Origin of the sequence: Micromonospora alfalfae (assembly GCF_022230925.1) — a bacterium.
GTDB classification, from domain to species: Bacteria; Actinomycetota; Actinomycetes; order Mycobacteriales; family Micromonosporaceae; genus Micromonospora; species Micromonospora alfalfae.
The window spans coordinates 89,841-107,604 of record NZ_JAKKFH010000018.1; the positions used below are offsets into that span (position 1 = coordinate 89,841).

General features: G+C 72.6%; 16 protein-coding genes. 9 read left to right on the forward strand and 7 right to left on the reverse strand.

Features of this window, described 5'->3' with window-relative positions:
- Positions 1-156 precede the first annotated feature (156 nt).
- The 3 genes from MED01_RS15625 (at position 157) to MED01_RS15635 (ending at position 3,327) form a co-directional block, all read left to right on the forward strand.
- Entirely contained in the window at positions 157-852 is a 696-nt protein-coding gene (locus tag MED01_RS15625) for an SDR family NAD(P)-dependent oxidoreductase (RefSeq protein WP_238669294.1), read from the forward strand.
- Positions 846-2,480 (forward strand): MFS transporter, encoded by a 1,635-nt coding sequence (locus tag MED01_RS15630; RefSeq protein WP_238669295.1) that lies wholly within the window; start codon positions 846-848, stop codon positions 2,478-2,480. The genes MED01_RS15625 and MED01_RS15630 overlap by 7 nt, the downstream gene beginning before the upstream one ends.
- A gap of 79 nt (positions 2,481-2,559) precedes the next feature.
- Positions 2,560-3,327, forward strand: a complete 768-nt coding sequence (locus tag MED01_RS15635; RefSeq protein ID WP_238669296.1) for a TetR/AcrR family transcriptional regulator — start codon at positions 2,560-2,562, stop codon at positions 3,325-3,327.
- Between the two features lie 28 nt (positions 3,328-3,355).
- Here the strand turns inward: MED01_RS15635 and MED01_RS15640 are convergent, their stop codons facing one another.
- On the reverse strand, positions 3,356-4,174 hold the full coding sequence (locus MED01_RS15640) for a helix-turn-helix transcriptional regulator (RefSeq protein ID WP_238669297.1): 819 nt from the start codon (positions 4,172-4,174) through the stop codon (positions 3,356-3,358).
- Positions 4,175-4,305: 131 nt separating this feature from the next.
- Between MED01_RS15640 and MED01_RS15645 the strand changes: the two genes are divergently transcribed.
- The 4 genes from MED01_RS15645 to MED01_RS15660 all read left to right on the forward strand — a co-directional run bounded on the left by MED01_RS15645 (position 4,306) and on the right by MED01_RS15660 (position 7,999).
- Entirely contained in the window at positions 4,306-5,247 is a 942-nt protein-coding gene (locus MED01_RS15645; RefSeq protein ID WP_238669298.1) for an SDR family NAD(P)-dependent oxidoreductase, read from the forward strand.
- A 96-nt stretch (positions 5,248-5,343) separates the two neighbouring features.
- On the forward strand, positions 5,344-5,511 hold the full coding sequence (locus tag MED01_RS15650) for a low temperature requirement protein A (RefSeq protein ID WP_238669299.1): 168 nt from the start codon (positions 5,344-5,346) through the stop codon (positions 5,509-5,511).
- A complete protein-coding gene (locus MED01_RS15655) occupies positions 5,508-5,822 on the forward strand; it encodes a low temperature requirement protein A (RefSeq protein WP_238669300.1) in 315 nt (104 codons plus the stop codon). The genes MED01_RS15650 and MED01_RS15655 overlap by 4 nt, the downstream gene beginning before the upstream one ends.
- An 8-nt stretch (positions 5,823-5,830) precedes the next feature.
- The gene (locus MED01_RS15660) at positions 5,831-7,999 is read left to right on the forward strand and encodes a hypothetical protein (RefSeq protein WP_238669301.1); all 2,169 of its coding nucleotides are present in this window, start codon (positions 5,831-5,833) and stop codon (positions 7,997-7,999) included.
- A 43-nt stretch (positions 8,000-8,042) separates the two neighbouring features.
- On the opposite strand, the gene MED01_RS15665 is transcribed toward MED01_RS15660, so the two are convergent.
- From MED01_RS15665 to MED01_RS15675, 3 genes are all read right to left on the reverse strand, one after another.
- A complete protein-coding gene (locus MED01_RS15665) occupies positions 8,043-8,441 on the reverse strand; it encodes a hypothetical protein (protein WP_238669302.1) in 399 nt (132 codons plus the stop codon).
- Entirely contained in the window at positions 8,438-8,887 is a 450-nt protein-coding gene (locus MED01_RS15670; RefSeq protein ID WP_238669303.1) for a hypothetical protein, read from the reverse strand. Before MED01_RS15670 ends, MED01_RS15665 begins: the two co-directional genes overlap by 4 nt.
- Positions 8,888-9,253: 366 nt before the next feature.
- On the reverse strand, positions 9,254-10,132 hold the full coding sequence (locus MED01_RS15675; protein WP_238669304.1) for an alpha/beta fold hydrolase: 879 nt from the start codon (positions 10,130-10,132) through the stop codon (positions 9,254-9,256).
- A 138-nt stretch (positions 10,133-10,270) separates the two neighbouring features.
- Here MED01_RS15675 and MED01_RS15680 point away from each other — a divergent pair, with 138 nt between their 5' ends.
- Both MED01_RS15680 and MED01_RS15685 read left to right on the forward strand, forming a co-directional pair.
- Positions 10,271-13,582 (forward strand): ATP-binding protein, encoded by a 3,312-nt coding sequence (locus tag MED01_RS15680; protein WP_238669305.1) that lies wholly within the window; start codon positions 10,271-10,273, stop codon positions 13,580-13,582.
- 113 nt (positions 13,583-13,695) lie between these two features.
- Positions 13,696-15,270, forward strand: coding sequence for a Na+/H+ antiporter (locus MED01_RS15685; protein WP_238669306.1), 1,575 nt, complete (start codon positions 13,696-13,698; stop codon positions 15,268-15,270).
- An 8-nt stretch (positions 15,271-15,278) separates the two neighbouring features.
- On the opposite strand, the gene MED01_RS15690 is transcribed toward MED01_RS15685, so the two are convergent.
- From MED01_RS15690 to MED01_RS15700, 3 genes are read right to left on the reverse strand one after another with little or no spacing between them, the layout of a single operon-like run.
- Positions 15,279-16,022 (reverse strand): amino acid ABC transporter ATP-binding protein, encoded by a 744-nt coding sequence (locus MED01_RS15690; protein WP_238669307.1) that lies wholly within the window; start codon positions 16,020-16,022, stop codon positions 15,279-15,281.
- Positions 16,019-16,795 carry an amino acid ABC transporter permease gene (locus MED01_RS15695; protein ID WP_238669308.1) on the reverse strand — a complete coding sequence of 259 codons (777 nt, stop codon included), beginning with the start codon at positions 16,793-16,795 and terminating at the stop codon, positions 16,019-16,021. The genes MED01_RS15690 and MED01_RS15695 overlap by 4 nt, the downstream gene beginning before the upstream one ends.
- Before the next feature lie 36 nt (positions 16,796-16,831).
- The gene (locus tag MED01_RS15700) at positions 16,832-17,740 is read right to left on the reverse strand and encodes an ABC transporter substrate-binding protein (protein ID WP_238669309.1); all 909 of its coding nucleotides are present in this window, start codon (positions 17,738-17,740) and stop codon (positions 16,832-16,834) included.
- Between the last annotated feature and the right edge of the window lie 24 nt (positions 17,741-17,764).

Genomic DNA, 17,764 nt, shown 5'->3' on the forward strand with positions numbered 1-17,764 from the left:
GACGCTAATCGGGAGCGACCGGGTGCCCCAGCCGTCCAGATCCACTCTTCGGGGTATGCCCAGCACTACCGGCGAACGGGTGTGCGGGGTCCGGAAACGGGAAGAACGCGCCGTCACGCGCCCCGCGTGACCTGTGCTGGCGGCGGCTGGAGAGACATGGGTGCCAGAACCTTCGTGGTGGTCGGCGGGACCAGCGGTCTCGGCCTCGCGGTGGCCCGACTGCTCGTCGACGAGCATCAGGTGGTGGTGTTCGGCAACGTGCCGGCCGAGGTCGCCGCCGTGACCGACGAGCTGGGTTGCGACGGCGCCGTCTGCGACATCTCCTCCTACGAGCAGGTCCGCGACTCCTTCGCCGAGGTGGTCGAGCGCTACGGCGCGATCGACGGGGTGGCGGCCTGCGCCTCCATGTGGGCGGGCGGCGACCTGGGGGACCTGTCGGTGGAACACATCCGCCGGGCCGTGGAGATCAACGTTCTGGGCATCACGTACCTGCTGCGGGAGGCGGTGCAGCACCTGCACCGGCAGGGTCACGGCAACGTCGTCTACATCGGCGCGCTGGCGCTGGCCGCCCCCCGGCCCGGCATCCCCGTCTACCGGGCCACCAAGAGCTACGGCAACAGTCTTGTCGATTCGCTGGCCGAGGCCCAGCACAGCAACCGGGTGAAGGTGATGCAGCTGCATCCCGGGCCGATGCCGACGCGGCTACAGGAACGGGTGGGCGCCGAGTTCCTGGACGAGGTGTACGCCATGCCCGAACAGGTCGCCACCGAGGTCGTCCGACTGCTGCTGCTCGAACCCGACGACCTCTACGTCTCCGGTGAGCGCGTGCTGCGCGCGGATGGGCGGTGGTGACTGCCGCAGCCGGACCCGCCGACCGTCCGGCCTCGGCCTGGGCGCCGCTGCGGACGGCGGTCTACCGCAACCTGTGGCTGGCCCTGCTCGCCGCCAACATCGGCACCTGGATGCAGACCGTCGGCGCGCAGTGGCTGCTGATCAACCATTCCAACGCCTCCACACTTGTCGCGTTGGTGCAGACCGCCAGTCTGCTGCCGGTGCTGCTGCTGGCGTTGCCCGCCGGGGTGCTGGCCGACAGCTTCGACCGCCGGCACCTGCTGATCGCCGTGCAGCTGTTCCTGGTGGCGGTGGCGGTGGCGTTGACGCTGCTCACGCTGACCGGCCGGATGCCGCCGGCACTGCTGCTGACCCTCACCTTCGCGTTCGGGGTCGGGCAGGCGCTGACCCTGCCGGCCTGGGCGGCGGTGATCCCGGAGCTGGTGCCGCAGGAGCAACTGCGGTCGGCGTCCGCGTTGGGTTCGATCAGCGTGAACGTGGCGAGGGCGGTCGGGCCCGCGGTGGCCGGTGTGCTGATCGCCCGGACCGGCGTCGCGCCGGTCTTCGGCATCAACGCGGTCGCCTTCGGGATCTTCGCGTACGCGCTGTGGCGCTGGCGGCCCGGCAACGCCCGCGCGGTCGAGGTGCCCGAGCGGTTCACCGCCGCATTGCGCGCCGGCAGCCGCTACGTACGCCACTCGCCGACCGTTCGCCGCCTGTTGCGCCGTGCGCTGGTCTTCGTGGTCCCGGCCAGCGCGCTGTGGGCGTTGCTGCCGTTGGTGGCGAGTCGGCGGCTGGGGCTGGGCTCCGGCGGGTACGGGGTGCTGCTGGCCGCTCTCGGTGTGGGCGCCATCGCGGGTGGCGTGCTGCTGGCGGTGATCCGCACCCGGCTGTCGGCCAACCAGCTCCTGCTGATCGCCGGGGCGCTGTTCACAGTGGCGCTGACAGTGGTCGGCACCGTGCGGGCCGTGCCGCTGGTGCTACTCGCCCTGCTGCCCGCCGGGATGGCCTGGGTGACGGTGCTGGCCAATGTCAACGCCGAGATGCAGCTCTTCCTGCCCAGTTGGGTACGGGCCCGGGGCCTTGCCGTCTACCAGGTGTGCTTCGCCGGTGGCCAGGCGGTCGGCGCGCTGCTCTGGGGGTTGGTGGCCGAGATGGCCGGGCTCGTCCCCGCGTACCTGGTGGCGGCGGTGCTGATGCTGATCGGCACCCTGACGAGTCGGATCTGGCCGCTGCCGGACCTGCGGTCGGTGAACCGGGAACCGGCGGCGTACTGGCCGCAACTGCACCTGGCGCGCGAGCCGGACCCTGGGGTGGGGCCGGTGCTGGTGACTGTGCAGTACACAGTCCGGCCGGAGCGGGCCCAACGGTTCCTGGCGGCGATGGACCTGGTGCGTGGCGCGCGGCAGCGGACCGGCGCGATGCGCTGGGGGCTGTTCCGCCCGGCCGAGACGGTGGACCGGTTCGTCGAGGTGTACCTGGTGCCGTCCTGGGACGAGCACCTGCGCCAGCACGGTGGCCGGTTGACCGGTGAGGACCGCGCGGCCGAGCAACGGGCCCGGGAGCTGACCGACGGGGAGCCGGAGGTCCGACACCTGGTGCCCGCCGCCGCCGGTCCGACGCTGTCCGACGACAGCGAGGCGCTCTGACAGCGCGCGGGGACCGGGGAGCAGCCCGCCGGCCGTGCGGGCGTACTGCGTACGGCTGCGTTGTTAGGATGGCCGCACCATGGCTAGTGAGCGCAAGGCGACCGCGGACCCGGCCCGCAGCCTGGCCCTTCTCTGGCGCACCCGGGAGCCGACCAGCCGCAGCGCCGGTCCGGCGCTCAGCGTCGACCGGATCGTCCGGGTCGCTGTCGACATCGCCGACGCGGAAGGGCTCGACGCGCTGACCATGCGCCGGGTCGGTGAGGCGCTGGGGGTCGGCACGATGTCCGTCTACACCTACGTGCCGGGCAAGGCCGAACTCGTCGCCGTCATGATCGACACCGCGTACGGCGAGATGCCGCGCCCCGCCGTCGAGGGCGACTGGCGGACCAGGCTGGAACGGATCGCCCGCGACAATCTGGCGCTCTACCAGCGGCATCCCTGGATGCTGCGGGCCGAGACGACCCGACCGGTGCTCGGCCCGCACCTGATGGCCAAGTACGACTACGAGCTCGCCGCGATCGTCGAAATCGGGCTCACCGACGTCGAGGTCGACGCGGTGCTCACCCTCGTGCTGGGTCATGTGAAGAGCGCCGCCCGGGCCGCCTCCGAAGTGGTCGACCTGGAGCGCGAGACCGGCATGACCGAGGGTCAGTGGTGGCAGTCGCACGCGCCCTGGCTGGAGACCTTCCTGAAGCCCGGCGCCTACCCGACCGCGTCCCGGGTCGGCACCGCGGCCGGCCAGCAGCACGGTGCCGCGTACGGCCCGGAGTACGCGTTCGAGTTCGGTCTGCAACGCGTCCTCGACGGGATCTCGGTGGTGGTCGCCGAGCGGGCGGCCAACCGGTAGCCGGCCCCGGGTCGGGGAGCCGGCGACGCTAGCGTGCTGCCCGTCGGGCCAGCCGGGCCAGCGAGCGCGCCGACGGGCTGCCCGGCTCGGCGTGGTAGACCACCAGCGATTGGGTGGTGCCGCTGATCGTGAGCTTCTCGTAGCGCAGCGCCAGCTCGCCCAGCTCCGGGTGCTGGAACACCCGCACTCCGCCGCCCGCACGGGCCGTGACGTCGTGCCGGGCCCACAACCGTCGAAACCGTTCGCTGCCGGCCGTCAGCTCCTCCACCAGCTCGATCAGGCGGGGGTCGTCCACCTCGGGGCCGACCTGTGCGCGCAGGCCGGCCACCGCGTTTGCCGCGACGGCCGTCAGAGCCGGGTAGAGCGCCGGCACGCTCGGGTCCAGGAAGACCGCGCGCAGCAGGTTCACCCCGGCGCTGAAGATCGGCGAGAGTGCGGTAGCGGCGGTGTTGGCGAAGAGCACGTCCAGGTGTCGACCGTGCACGAAGGCGGGCGTCTCGGCCCAGGAGCCGACCAACTGCCTGATGCCCACCGGCACCCGCTCCGATGGTCGCGCCGCCCGGCGGGAAGGCACCGGCCGGGCCAGACCGTGCAGGTGTGCCGCGGCGTCCGTGTCCAGCCTCAACGCGCGGGCCAGCGCCTCGACCACCTGTGTTGACGGGTGCCGGTCACGCCCCTGCTCCAACCGCAGGTAGTAGTCGGCGCTGATGCCGGCGAGCAGGGCGGCCTCCTCGCGCCGCAGGCCGGGCACCCGCCGACGGCCGTGCGCGGGCAGGCCGACGTCACCCGGCCCGATCAGCTCGCGCCGGGCACGCAGGTATTCGCCCAGCGGGCCAGCCGTGCTCACCCGCCCATCGTAGGAGCCACCACCGACCGCCCTGCCTGGTCCTGCCACTACCAGGAAAAGCAGGGAACCGGCTAGCAGCTGCCACGGGGGTGACAGTGTCGGGGTAAGCGTGATCGAGAGACGGGACAGCAATGACAGAGCGCATCACCACCCCCTTCGGTTTCGCCTCGACCGCCGACGAGGTCATCGCCGGGGTCGACCTGACCGGCAAGCGGGCCGTCATCACCGGCGGTGCCGCCGGTATCGGCATCGAGACGGCCCGTTCGCTCGCCGCCGCCGGCGCCGAGGTCGTGCTCGGGGTCCGTCGGGTCGCGGCGGGTGAGCAGGCCGCCGCCGACATCGCGGCCAGCATCGGCGCGGAGCGGGTCACCGTCCGCGCCCTGGACCTGGCCAACCAGGATTCGGTACGCCAGTTCGTCGCCGGCTGGGACCAGCCGCTGCACATCCTCGTCAACAACGCGGGGATCATGGCGTTGCCCGAGTTGGAGCGCACCGCCGAGGGCTGGGAGATGCAGTTCGCCACCAACTTCATGGGGCACTTCGCGTTGACCGTCGGCCTGCACGACGCCCTCGCCGCGGCCGGCGGCGCCCGGGTGGTGTCGGTCAGCTCCAGCGGCAACCTCTTCTCCCCGGTGATCTTCGACGACCTGCACTTCGCGTTCCGGCCATACGACCCGCTGCTGGCCTACGGGCAGTCCAAGAGCGCCGAGGCCCTGCTCGCCGTGGAGGCCACCCGCCGCTGGGCCGGCGAGGGAATCTACGCCAACGCGCTCAACCCGGGCGCGATCGCCACCGGGTTGCAGAAGCACACCGGTGGGCTCAAGTCGCCCAAGGAGATGCACAAGACCCCGCAACAGGGCGCCGCCACCTCGGTGCTGCTCGCGGCATCCCCGCTGCTCGACGGCGTCGGCGGTCGCTACTTCGAGGACTGCACGGAGGCCCCGGTCGTCACCGAGCGACCCGCTGACTACAGCGGCGTGGCCGCGTACGCGGTCGACACCGGCAACGCCGAGCGGCTCTGGAGCGTGGCGTCCGACCTGATCTCCGAGCGGACAGTCACCACGGGCCGCTGACCCGGATGGTCGGGCTCGCCGGAACCCGCCCGTACCCGGTCGTGCAGGTGGTACGACTGGGTCGGCGGTGGCCGCTGCGGGCCCGGAAGGATGGCGATGGCGAACGGGCTTGCGGAACGGTTGCTGCAACGGCGGGAGAGTCCGCACAAGGCGTCGTTCCTGGAGCTCTTCTTCGACCTGGCGTTCATCTTCGCGCTGACCCGGTTGTCGCGGGCCCTGCTCGACGATCCCAGCCTCAACGGCGGTTTCCAGGTGTCGCCATGACGATCGACGATCCGGGCGAACGCGACTCGGGGCGGTTGGCGGTTGGCGTCATCGGCCCCGCGCTGTTCCTGACCGCCCGGATCCGGCTCGCGGCGCTTGTCGACGGCAGCCGGCCCTGGGCGCGCCTGGTCGGCGTGCCGGCCATCATCGTGGGCGGGCTGGCCAGCGTACGGTTTTCGCAGCTCGTCAGCAGCGCCGTCGTCGCCGGAGTGTTGCTGCTGATCGTCCTCCTCGACGCGATGCCGGGACTGTGGCGGTTCATCGGCGAGTCCGCGGAGAGCGACCAGCCCGACCAACGGCGATCCGGATAGCTGCCCCGATGCCGGAGCAGAGACCGCGACACGCCGACCAACAGCGACGACATGACGTTGTGGAGTTGCGGGTGCACGGCGTCTCCGGGGCGGACCCCACTGTCATCCTCGACCAGCCGCAGGTTCGGCAGGTCGCCGGCGACGGCAGCGGGGGCTTCCACCGGGCCGCCCGCTCGGGTGGCGTGGGTCCGGACGGGGTGACGGTTGAGGCGTACCGCTGGGGTGATCTGCCCACCGGCACCGTCGGTCGGACGCTCGCCATGGTCTTCCTGCTGCCGTTCATGCTGAGCAACGTGGCGGTGTGGATGCGCCCCACCGGCCGCCGCCGCGCCGCCGCAGTCAGCGTGCTGTGTCGACTCCTCGCGCTCAACCTCACAGTGCTGTACGTGGTGTCCATCGCCGGGGTCGCCCTCGACCTGCTCGCCTGGCGGTGCCTCGGCGCGGCCCGCTGCCGCCCGCCCTTCGACACCATGGGCGGGCTCGACGGCCGGCACGTCGGGCAGCGGCTGGCCGTGTTGGCGCTCCTGCCGATCGCCGCCATAGCGGTCCTGCGCCTCCTCGGCACCCGGCGGCCAGGTCCGGCCGACAACCCACTGTGGGCGGTGGAGCCGCTGGTGCATCGACTGCGCGCGATCCACGTGGCCGCGGCGCTCGCCGTACTCAATGTCGTGCTGCTCACGGCCCGTCGCGCCACCGGCGCGACGTTCTCCACGACGCTGCTGCTGGCGCTCAGCGCGGCGGTGTTGCTGGCCTGCGTCGGTCTGCTCGCCACTCCGGGGATGATCGACCGGGCGGCTACCGCGCGAACTGCCACCTGGACCGCCCGCACAGCGGGTGTGGTGGCGGCCGTCCTGAGCGTGGCGACCCTCATCACAGTGGCAAGCGACCGGCGGGACTGGTCGTCGGCGGGCGGACTTCCCGGCTACGGCGGGATCGCCGGCGGGGCGCTGCTCGGCCAGATGGTCCTGCTGGCGCTGCTCAGCGGGGTGGTGTTGGGGCACCACGGCCGGGTGGGCGGCCGGGCCGCGCTGCCTGGTGGCCTGGGCGCGGCGGTCCTCGCCGCCCTCGCGGTCGGCCTGACCGGCGCGCTCTCCGCCGGCCTCGTCTACCAGACGGGGGAGTTGCTCGGTGGCTACCGTGGTGACGGTGGGCCACCGCTGCCGTACCGCTGGACGCTGCTGGCCTTCTTCCTGCACGTGGTCGCGGCGGTGCTGCTCTGCGGCGCGATGTCAGTGGTGTCGCGGCGGCGTCGGCGGCGTGCGGCGGCGGCGATCACCGCCCGTGACTTCCCGGTAGTGCCACCGGAGGCGGTCGGCCGGCTACGGCTGACGACGAAGACCATCGCCCGGGCGCGGTTCACCGAGTGGTTGGGTCTGCTGGCGGCCACGTACGCGGCGCTCGCGGTGGTCGGAGTGATCACGAGTCTGGTGGGGAGTACCGGTCGCGAACCGGAGGAGTTGACCCGGCAGTTGCTCGGGCTGCCGGCCGGCGCCGTCCAGATGGGGCTCAACTGGGGCAGCTACCTGCTCGCCGCGTTGCTGCTCACGCTGTTGGCAGGTGGCGTGTTCGCCTACCGGACCGCGTGGTTTCGCCGGCACGTCGGCATCCTGTGGGACCTGGGCACCTTCTGGCCCCGGGCCGCGCACCCGTTCGCCCCGCCGAGCTACGCCGACCGGGCGGTGCCGGAACTGGCCGACCGGATCAGCCAACTGGCCGAACGGCACGACGGGGTGTTGCTCTGTGGGCACAGCCACGGGTCGGCGCTGCTCGCCCTCGCGGTGCTGCGGCTGCCCCCGCGGGTACGTCAACGGGTCGCACTGCTCACCTACGGGTCACCGCTGGACCGGCTGTATGCCCGGCTCTTTCCGGCCTACCTCAACGAGAAGGTGCTGCGCGAGGTGGGGGAGCGGGTCGAGTGGCGGTGGATCAACCTCTGGCGGGACACCGACCCGGTCGGCGGCTGGGTCTTCGCCGCACACCGCCCCGGCGATCCGGCCCCCGATCCGGCCGATCCGGCCGGGCAGGTCGACCGGCGGTTGCGGGACCCGGCGCACCTGCTGGCGGCACCGGGGGAGCGGTCCGCGCCGCCGCTGCGGGGGCACCATCCGGGCGAGACCGACCCCGAGTTCCGGGCGGCGGTGCGCGAACTCACCGAACGCCTTCGTGGTGCCGGCTGAGCCGGCCGGCCGTGAGTCGGGCCGTGGCGGGACACCACTTCCGTCAATGGTCCATTTCGGGGATCCGGTCGGACTCCGCCACAGTCATCCGGACCTTGCGCAGTGTGGCGTCGGGGGCGCGGATCGCGGTGCGCCAGCGGTCCAGCGTCCGGGTGAGCACCCGGACCACGAACTGCAGCTGGTTGACCTGTTCGCGGAGCGTGCCCAGCTCGGACCGGGCGCTGAACGCCTCGCCCTCCAACTGGGTGATCCGGGTCTGCAACGGCTGCACGAGCGTGAGGGCGGCCTCGGTGAGCGTGTCGGCGGCATCGGCCTTGAACTTGCCCCGCTGCACCACGACGGTGGCGATCGCGGCCAGGCCGGTGCCTCCGCCGAGGATGCCGAGCACGCTGAGCGCCACCTGCACCCAGTGCGGTGCGGTTGGCGCGGGTGCGGTAATCACGTGACACCTGCCTGCAACTGTTCGTAGGTCACAAATTCGCACGCACGGGCCAGGCGACGAAGGTCGATGGCGATCTGCGTGGCCCGCCAGAGTGACCCGACGGTCACCGCTATCACGAACGACGTGGCGACGAGGGAATTTCGGCCTGCCATGACCAACACGGCTACCGCGTACATGCCGGTGATCGTGCCGAGCACCAGCACCGACGCGAGTTCGAGGCCGAGCCCGGTGGAGAGCCGGCCGGGCCACAGGATGCCCAGTAATCCACCCACGCCCACAGCGATCAGACCCAGCTCCCAGGCGACCTGGATGGGCGCCGGCATCGACACCTGAACTGACGTCGGCCGGACATCGAGGGTCATCATCAGGATGCCGCAGAGCGGTGCTGCGGCCAGGACAGCGATCTCGTACGGCTGGTGACGGGATCGGATTCGTAGGGTTCCCACGGCAACTCCTTGGTCGAGGACCGGCGTCCGGCAGCGCTCGGTGGACCAGTGCCGTTCGGTGGGTCGCGACGTCGAGGCGCGGTTCGTGCGGCCAAGCCCGGTGGTGCGTTGCCTGTGGACGGTCGTTGGGCGAGAAGATGGAGCGACACGACGTCGTTGGCTGCCGGTATCTGCCTGTGTAGCACCGATGACCGGTTGCCGTCCACCTGGTGCAACGTCGCGTTCCCGCAGGTCAGAGCCCGTTACTGGCTGGTTTTGGACACCGGGGCGGTGAAGCGCGGCGACCCGGCCCGCACTGCCGCCCCATGACGCCGAGTGTCGGATATCTTGCACAGGGTGAGCGGGTTGGGCCGGGTCGCCGATCGATCAACGGGCGAGCAGGGCGCGTAGCGCCCGGAGCACCTCGGCCGGGGCCTCCTCCGCCATGAAGTGTCCGCAGGTGACCGTCTGGTGGTCCAGGTCCGGCGCCCAGGCCCGCCACACCGCCGCCGCGTCGTAGCCCAGCGCCGCGCCCCAGTCCTGCTGGAGCACCGTCACCGGCATCCGCAGCTGGTTGCCGGCCGTCCGGTCGGCGGCGTCGTGAGTGACGTCGATCCCGGCGGACGCCCGATAGTCGGCGACGATCGAGGGAACGGCGTCGCGGGACGCGCGCAGGTACACGGCCCGCACCTCCGCCGGCAGGGCCTCCGGATCACGGGTCCAGACGTCCAGGAAGTGACCGAAGAAGGCGTCCGGGCTGCCGGCGATCAGCTCTTCGGGCAGGCCGGGCGGCTGCGCCATCAGGTAGAGGTGAAACGCCACAGCGGCGCTGGCGCCGTGCAGCACGTCCCACATGTCCAGCGTGGGCAGCACGTCGAGCAGGGCCAGGTGACTGATCGCCGCCGGATGGTCGAGGCCGGCGCGGAACGCGACCAGGGCGCCCCGGTCGTGCCCTGCCAACGCGAACCGATCGTGACCGAGCGCGCCGGCCAGCGCCACGATGTCGGCGGCCATGGTGCGCTTGGCGTACCCGGTGCCGTCGGTGTCGAGGGGCTTGGCGCTGTCGCCGTAGCCGCGCAGGTCGGGGCAGATGACCGTGTGGTCGGCGGCCAGATCGGCGGCCACGTGCCGCCACATGAGGTGGGTCTGCGGAAAGCCGTGCAACAGCACGATGGCCGGCCCGGAACCGCCCACTGCGGCGTTGAGCGTCACGCCGTCGGCGACTGTGACGCGTCGGTAGTCGAATCCGTTGATCTTGGGGTCCACGGGGAACCTTCCTGGTGAGCAGTGCCGGCGAGGGCGGTGGCCCGTCGCCGTCGTACCGCACCGAGCCTGCCCGGCGGTGATCAGCAGCCGGTCAGCGTCGGATCAGTGCCGGCCGGGCCACCGGCCTAGATTGGTGCCATGACCAGGCAGCTGACGGCGCCCGTCGCGGTGACCTTCGGCGTGCTCGGGCCGGTGATCGCCGCGACCGAGCGCGGCCCGGTCCCCCTGCGGGGACACCGGCAGCGCCTGGTGCTGGGCCGGCTGTTGATCGCCCACGGTCGGGTGGTGCCCGTGGATCGTCTCGTCGACGACCTGTGGGAGGTCGCGCCGGACGGCGCGCTGGGCGCGATCCGGACCTTCGTGGCCGACCTGCGCCGGGCCCTGGAACCCGACAGGCCACCCCGGCAGCCGCCCCGCATCCTGGTCACCGAGCCACCCGGGTACGCGCTGAAGGCCGCCCCGGACGCGGTGGACGCCGGACGGTTCGAGGCGGCCGTCGGCGAGGCGGCCCGGCTGCTGGCAGCCGGACGTCCCGCGCCGGCCCTGGCCGCGCTGGACGCGGCGCTCGGGCTCTGGCGCGGGCCCGCGTACGCCGACTGCGCCAACGAGTCCTGGGCGGTAGCGGAGATCAACCGGCTGGACGAGCTGCGGATGCTCGCCGTCGAGCGGCGGGCGGAGGCGCTTCTGGCGGTGGGTCGACCGGACGAGGCCGCCGCGGACCTGCCGGAGCACCTGGCCAGCCATCCGCTGCGCGAGGACGCCTGGAGGCTGCTCGCGACGGCCCGGTACCGCGCCGGCCGGCAGGGCGACGCGTTGGCCGCGCTGCGGGAGGCCCGCCACGTGCTGGTGACCGAGCTGGGCGTGGACCCGGGGCCCGAACTGCGACGGCTGGAAGCCGACATCCTGGCCCAGGCGCCGCACCTCGCCCCGGCCGTCGATCGGGCCACCACCCCCGGCCTCGGGGAACCCGTTGCACCCGTCCAGGCGGAGCAGCGCCCGTTCGTCGGCCGCGACGCCGAGCTGGAGCGGCTGCGGCGCGCCGCCGCGGCCGCGTCCCGCCGCCGCCAGCCCACGCTCGCCCTGCTCGGCGGCGACCCGGGTGCCGGCAAGACGGCGCTGGCCGAGGCCCTGACCCGGCGACTCGCCGCTGAGGGCTGGGTCACCGCGTGGGGGCGAAGCCCGGAATACGAGGGGGCCCCACCGGCGTGGCCGTGGACCCAGATCACCGACGCGCTCGCCGCCCCCGCCGCCGCCCCCGCCGCCGTCGCCGACCCGGAAGACGGTTCGGCCGACGGTTCGGCTGACCCCGCCACCGTGCGGTTCCGTCGACACCGCGCGGTGGCCGCACTGATCTCGACGGTCGCCGACCGCGAGCCGGTCCTGCTGGTCCTCGACGACCTGCACCGCGCCGACGGCGACACCCTGGACCTGCTGACCGCGCTGCTCACCGGCCCGCAGCCGGCCAGCGGGCCGGTGCTGATCCTCGGCACCTACCGGGCCACCGAGATCAGCCCGGAGCTGACCGCCACCCTGGCCCGCGCCGCCGGGCTGGAACCGGTCCGGGAGTATCTTGCCGGCCTGCCCGCGTCGGCGACCGGCGAGCTGGTCGGCGCCATCGTCGGGGCGGACCCGGACCCGGCCACCGCCCGGGCGATACACCTGCGCAGCGGCGGCAACCCGTTCTTCGTCCGCGAGCTGGCCCAGCTGTTCGCGAGCACGGGGCAGGCGGGGTTGGCCGCCGTGCCGCCCGGGGTACGTGACGTGATCCGGCACCGGTTGGCGCAGCTGTCCGCCTCGACCCGTACCGTGCTGCGGCAGGCGGCAGTGCTCGGTCGGGACCTCGACCCGGACGTGCTGGGTGCGCTGGCCGGTGACCCGACGGCAGCGCTGGACGCCGTGGACCGCGCCCTGGCGGCCGGATTCCTCACCGAACGAGAGTCCGACGGGCGGCTGCGCTTCACCCACATCCTGGTCCGCGACACGCTCTACACCGACCTGTCCGCGCCGCGCCGCGCCGCCTGGCACGCGGCCGTCGCCGAGGTGCTGCGACAACGGGAACCCGTCGAGCCGGCGGCCCTCGCGTACCACCTGCTGCGCGCCGGCGGGCCGGCCCACGCCGCCGAGGCGTCGACATACGCCCAGGTGGCTGCCGAGCGGGCCGAACGGGGCGGCAACCCGCACGAGGCGGCCCGCCTGTGGGGCCAGGTGATCGAGGCGTACGACAGCGCCAGCGGGGTCGAGCCGCGTGGGCGGGTGACAGCGCTGCTCGGTCTGGGGCGGGCGGTGGCCGTGACGGGCCAGCTGGCCGAGGCCCGGCTACGGCGTGCCGAGGCGATCACCGTCGCCGAGTCCACCGGCGACCCCATGCTGATCCAGGAGGCCCTAGCCGGCTTCGACGTGCCCGCCAGTTGGACGCGCAACGACGACGACCTGCTCTCCGGGCACATCGTCCGAGCCGCCGAACACGCCCTGACCGCGCTCGGCCCGACCGGCTCGGCGCAGCGCAGCCGGCTGCTGAGCACCCTCGCGCTGGAGCTGCGCGGCACCACACATGATCGGGGCCGCCGCGCCGCGGCCGAGGCCGAGACGATCGCCCGCGACATCGGTGACCCCGGGCTGTTGGCCTTCGCGCTCAACGCCCGCTTCATGCACGCCTTCCACAGCGTCGGTCTGGCCGACGCGCGGGCCCGGATCGGCGTGGAACTTGTCGAACTGGCCGCCCGGAACCACCTGGTGACCTTCGAGGTGCTCGGCCACCTGGTCCTGGTCCAGGCCAACTGTGCGCTGGCCGACCGGCCCACCGCCGACGCGCACGCCCGCGCCGCCGACCGGCTCGCCGAACGGTACGAGCTGCCGTTGGTCGGTGTCTTCACCCGGTGGTACGCCGCGCTGCGCCTGGCGCTCGACGGCGAGTCGGACGCGGCGGCGCGGGCGTACCGCTCGGCTGCCGACCCCGTGAGCGCCGACGGCATGCCGGGGCTGACCCAGGGGTTGCTCCCGCTGGCCCTGCTCGGTCTGCGGCTGGCCGACACCATCGGCGGGGACCGGCCGACCGCCGGGCTCGGCGGGGACGACTGGGCGGACCTGGACTGGGGTCCGCACGAGCCGTGGGTCCGACCGTTGCTGCTGGTCGCCGCCGACGAGCGGGACGCCGCCACGGCCGCCCTGCTGGCGCTTCCCGAGGGGCCGCACGATCTGCTGCGTGAGGTACGGCTCTGCCTCGTCGGTCGGGCGGCGTGCGCCCTCGACGACCGGGCCACGATGAGCCGGGTCCACGCCGAGCTGCTGCCGGCCGCCGACGAACTGGCCGCCGGCAGCGGGGTGCTCACCGTGGGCCCGGTGGCCGGGCACCTCGCCGACCTGGCCGCCGCGCTGGGTCGGCACGAGGAGGCAGCCGAGCACCGTCGTACGGCTCGTGCGGTGACCGCGCGCGCCCGCGCCACCGCCTGATCCGATCCGAGGCCACGGCGACTTGCCGGTTTCCGCCGGAACCCACCGGCGGGTGCGGTCAGATGGAACCACCGGCGCGTGCACCGTCGGCAGTGGTCCGAGGGGGGGTAGGCGTGGAGGCGCTCATCCTGATCGTGGCGCTGGGCGTCACAGTCCTCGTCGGCACCACTCTCGGCGGCCGGTACCGGGTGGCCCCGCCGGTTCTGCTCATCGCGTTGGGCGTACTGCTCGGACTCACGCCGCCGCTGTCCGAGGTCGCCCTGGAACCCGACCTGGTCCTGTTGATCTTCCTGCCGGCGATCCTGTACCGGGAGAGCCTCACCATCAGCCTGCGGGAGATCCGGGCCAACCTGCCCGTGATCGGGCTGCTCGCCGTGGTGCTGGTGGTGCTCACCATGGTCACTGTGTCGTTCGCCGCGCAGGCGTTCGGGGTGAACCCCGCCGCCGCCTGGGTGCTCGGCGCGGTCCTCGCGCCGACCGACGCCGCCGCGGTCACCGGCCTGGCCAAGCGGCTGCCCCGGAAGCTGCTCACCACCCTGCACGCGGAGAGCCTGATCAACGACGGCACGGCGCTGGTGGTCTTCGCGGTGGCTGTGGGTCTGCTCAGCCACAGCGCCGACCCGGGCGTGCTGGGCGTCGGAGAGGAGTTCGTCGGCGCCAGCGTCGGCGGTGTGACAGCCGGTCTGCTGGTGGGGGCCGCCGTGGTGCTGATCCGCAAGCGGCTCGACGATCCGCTGCGCGAGGGCGCCTTGAGCGTGCTGACACCGTTCGGTGCCTTCCTGCTCGCCGACTCGGTGCACGCCAGTGGGGTGCTGGCGGTGGTGGTCGCCGGCCTGGTGCTGGCCTACGCCGGCCCACGGGTGATCCGGGCCCGGTCCCGGGTGCTGGCGTACGCGTTCTGGGACCTGTCCACCTTCCTGATCAACGGCGGTCTGTTCGTCCTGCTCGGCACGCAGATTCCCCGCGCGGTCCGGGGCATCACCAGCACCTCGCCCGGGCGGGCTCTGATGATCGTGTTGGTGGTCACAGTGGTCGTGATCGGCACCCGGCTTCTCTTCGTCTACCTGACCGCGCAAGCCGCGAGGCTGGGGCGGCGCCGCATCATGGACCCGAGCCAGGGGCCGTCCGCCTGGCGGGTGGGGACCGTCGCGGGCTGGTCCGGTTTCCGGGGCGCAGTCTCGCTGGCCGCCGCCCTGGCCGTTCCGACGGTGATGGTCGACGGTCGACCGGTGGTCGAACGCGATCTGATCATCTTCGTCACCGCGCTGGTGATCGTGCTGATCATGCTGCTTCAGGGCACCACACTGCCGTTGGTGGTCCGCTGGGCCGGGCTCAGCGGCGACCCGGAACGCGTCGACGAGGCCCGCAACGCTCGGCGGCGCGCCACCGAGGTGGGCCTGGCCGCCCTACCACGGGTCGCGGCGGAGATCGGTGCCCAGGATGACTCGGTGCGTCGGCTGGAGGCCGAGTACCGGCGGCATCTGGAGGACCTCAACGAGAGCGGCGGGAACACCGCCGAGGAGCGCCGGTTGGAACGCCGACTGCGCCTCGGTGTCCTCGCCCACAAGAGGCGGGAGGTCACCCGACTGCGCGACAACCGGGAGATCGACGACCTGGTGCTCCAGGAACTCCAGGCCGCGCTGGACAACGAGGAGATCCGGCTGCTGGGGCGTGGATCCAACGAGTGACCGAGGGCTCAGAGCACCTGGTCGAGGAACCGGCGAAGCCGCTGATGCTCGGCCCGCTCGAAGATCGCCTCGGGTGGGCCGGCCTCCAGCACCACGCCCCGGTCCATGAAGGCGACGGTGTCGGCTACCTGCCGGGCGAAGCCCATCTCGTGGGTCACCACCACCATCGTCATGCCGGCGGCGGACAGGTCGGCCATCACCCCGAGGACGCCCTTGACCAACTCCGGGTCGAGCGCCGAGGTGGCCTCGTCGAAGAGCATCACCTCGGGCCGCAGCGCCAGCGCGCGGGCGATCGCCACCCGCTGCTGCTGACCACCGGAGGGCTGCGCAGGGCGGGAGTTCGCCTTGCCGGCCAGCCCCACCAGCTCCAACTGGGCCCGGGCGACGGTCTCCGCCTCGTCCGCACCGAGCTTGCGCAGCCGGCGTAGCGCCAGCGTGACGTTGCGCAGCACGCTCATGTGCGGAAAGAGGTTGAACTGCTGGAACACCATGCCCACCCGCTGCCGCAGCGCGTCCGGGTCGTCGCCCAGCACGCTGCGCCCGTCCAGCAGCACGTCGCCCCGGTCCGGTTCGATCAGTCGGTTGATGGTGCGCAGCAGTGTGGACTTGCCCGACCCGGACGGCCCGATGACGCAGGCCGTCGCGCCGCGCGGCACCGAGAGGTCGACGCCGCGCAGCACCCGGTTCGGTCCGAAGGCGAGGTGCACGTCGCGTACGTCGAGGCTGACCGAGGTCGTCGTGGCGGTGGTCATCGTCGATCTCCTTCCGTCGCGGCGTACGACGGGATGTCGTCGTCGTCCTCTTCGGTCGACACGGTGGCCGGCCGACCGTTGCGCAGCCGTCTGTCGATCCAGTTGACGACGTGCGTCAGCGGGACTGTCAACGCCAGGTAGCAGAGCCCTGCCAGCAGCAGTGCCGACTCGTTGCCGGTGGTGGCCGCGTAGTCCTGCCCGATCCGGAACAGCTCCCGCTGGCTGGCCACCAGGCCGAGGAAGTAGACCAGGCTGGAGTCCTTGATCAGCGCGATGAGCTGGTTCACCCAGGCCGGCAACACCCGCCGGATGCCCTGCGGAATGATCACCAGCCGCATCGAGTCGGCCCAGGAGAAGCCGAGCGCCCGGGAGCCCTCCAACTGGGCGGCCTCCACCGACTGGATGCCCGAGCGGAAGATCTCCCCGATGTACGCGGCGGCGATGAGCGACAGCGCCAGGATGCCCAACGGGTAGGGATCCGGCCCCCAGACCTGCATGCCCAGCGGGGCCAGCCCGACGCCGATCAGCAGGATCGTCGCCGCGGCCGGCAGTCCCCGGAACACGTCGGTGTAGACCCGCGCCGGCCAGCGCAACCAGCGGCTGCGGGAGATGCCCGCCACGGCCAGCAGCAGGCCCAGCACCGAGCCGAGCAGGGCGGCGGAGACCGCCAGGATCAGCGTGTTGGGCAACCCGACCGTCAGCATCTCGGGCAGCGCCTCGCGCATCGCGTCGGCGTCGAAGAAGGTCTCCCACAGGGTGCTCAACGGATCCATCGGTCGCTCCTACCGCCCCGCTCGCTCGTCACCGGTTCAGGAAGCGGTCGACGCGGACGCCGACGGCCCCGTCGGCACAGCCGACACCGACGGCGTGGCCGACGCGGACGGGGCGTTCACAGTGCCGCTGCCCGGTGTGAAGTCCGCCGGGATCGGCCGACCCGGGTAGTACTGCGCCTGCAACCGGCTCCAGGTGCCGTCGGCGATGACCTCGTCGAGGCTCTTGTTCAGCGCCTCGCGCAGCTTGTCGTTCCCCTTGGCCACCGCGTACGCGGTCGGTGCCGGGCTGAGCTGTTTGGCCGCCACGGTGATCTTGCCGTTGCTGTCGGCGGCCGACTTCTCGCCGATCTCCGCCGGGGCGATCCAGGCGTCGGCGGTGCCCGCCTTGAGCTGGTTGATCGCACCGTTGTAGTCCGGCACCCGCACCGGGTTGAGCTGCTTGCCGGTGGCGTAGTCGTCCTGGACGGTGCCCTGCACCACCACGACCCGCTTGCCGGTGAGCTGGTCGAAGCCGGTGATCGGCGAGCCGGCCGGGACGTCCAGGCCGAAGTAGCCGAAGTCGTAGCCGTTGCCGAAGTCGACTGTCTTCTTGCGGGCCTCGGTGATGGTGATCGAGGAGCTGCCCACGTCGAACTTGCGGTTGTTCACCTGGCTGAGCAGCGCGGAGAAGTCGGTGCCGACGAACTCGACGGTGAGGCCGAGCTTGCCGGCCACGGCGGTCAGCAGGTCGTTGTCGAAGCCGGTGAACCTGCCGTCCTTGAGGTACACGTTCGGCGGGGCGTCGGTAAGCGTTCCGGCGCGCAGCACACCCGCCTGGGCCAGGCGGTACGGGTTGGCGGTGGCGTCGGACGAGCTGTCGTCGCCGCAGGCGGTGAGGGTGGTGGCGGCCAGGATCGTGGCCGCGCCCAGGGCGGCGGCACGGGTCAGGGCAGGAAGGAATCGCACTGGTGTCTCCGAATGTGGTGTCTG

Coding starts and splice junctions, on each gene's coding strand:
- MED01_RS15625 (WP_238669294.1), top strand. CDS start 157: ATGGGTGCCAGAACCTTCGTGGTGGTCGGCGGGACCAGCGGTCTCGGC.
- MED01_RS15635 (WP_238669296.1), top strand. CDS start 2,560: ATGGCTAGTGAGCGCAAGGCGACCGCGGACCCGGCCCGCAGCCTGGCC.
- MED01_RS15645 (WP_238669298.1), top strand. CDS start 4,306: ATGACAGAGCGCATCACCACCCCCTTCGGTTTCGCCTCGACCGCCGAC.
- MED01_RS15650 (WP_238669299.1), top strand. CDS start 5,344: ATGGCGAACGGGCTTGCGGAACGGTTGCTGCAACGGCGGGAGAGTCCG.
- MED01_RS15655 (WP_238669300.1), top strand. CDS start 5,508: ATGACGATCGACGATCCGGGCGAACGCGACTCGGGGCGGTTGGCGGTT.
- MED01_RS15660 (WP_238669301.1), top strand. CDS start 5,831: ATGCCGGAGCAGAGACCGCGACACGCCGACCAACAGCGACGACATGAC.
- MED01_RS15680 (WP_238669305.1), top strand. CDS start 10,271: ATGACCAGGCAGCTGACGGCGCCCGTCGCGGTGACCTTCGGCGTGCTC.
- MED01_RS15690 (WP_238669307.1), bottom strand. CDS start 16,022: ATGACCACCGCCACGACGACCTCGGTCAGCCTCGACGTACGCGACGTG.
- MED01_RS15695 (WP_238669308.1), bottom strand. CDS start 16,795: ATGGATCCGTTGAGCACCCTGTGGGAGACCTTCTTCGACGCCGACGCG.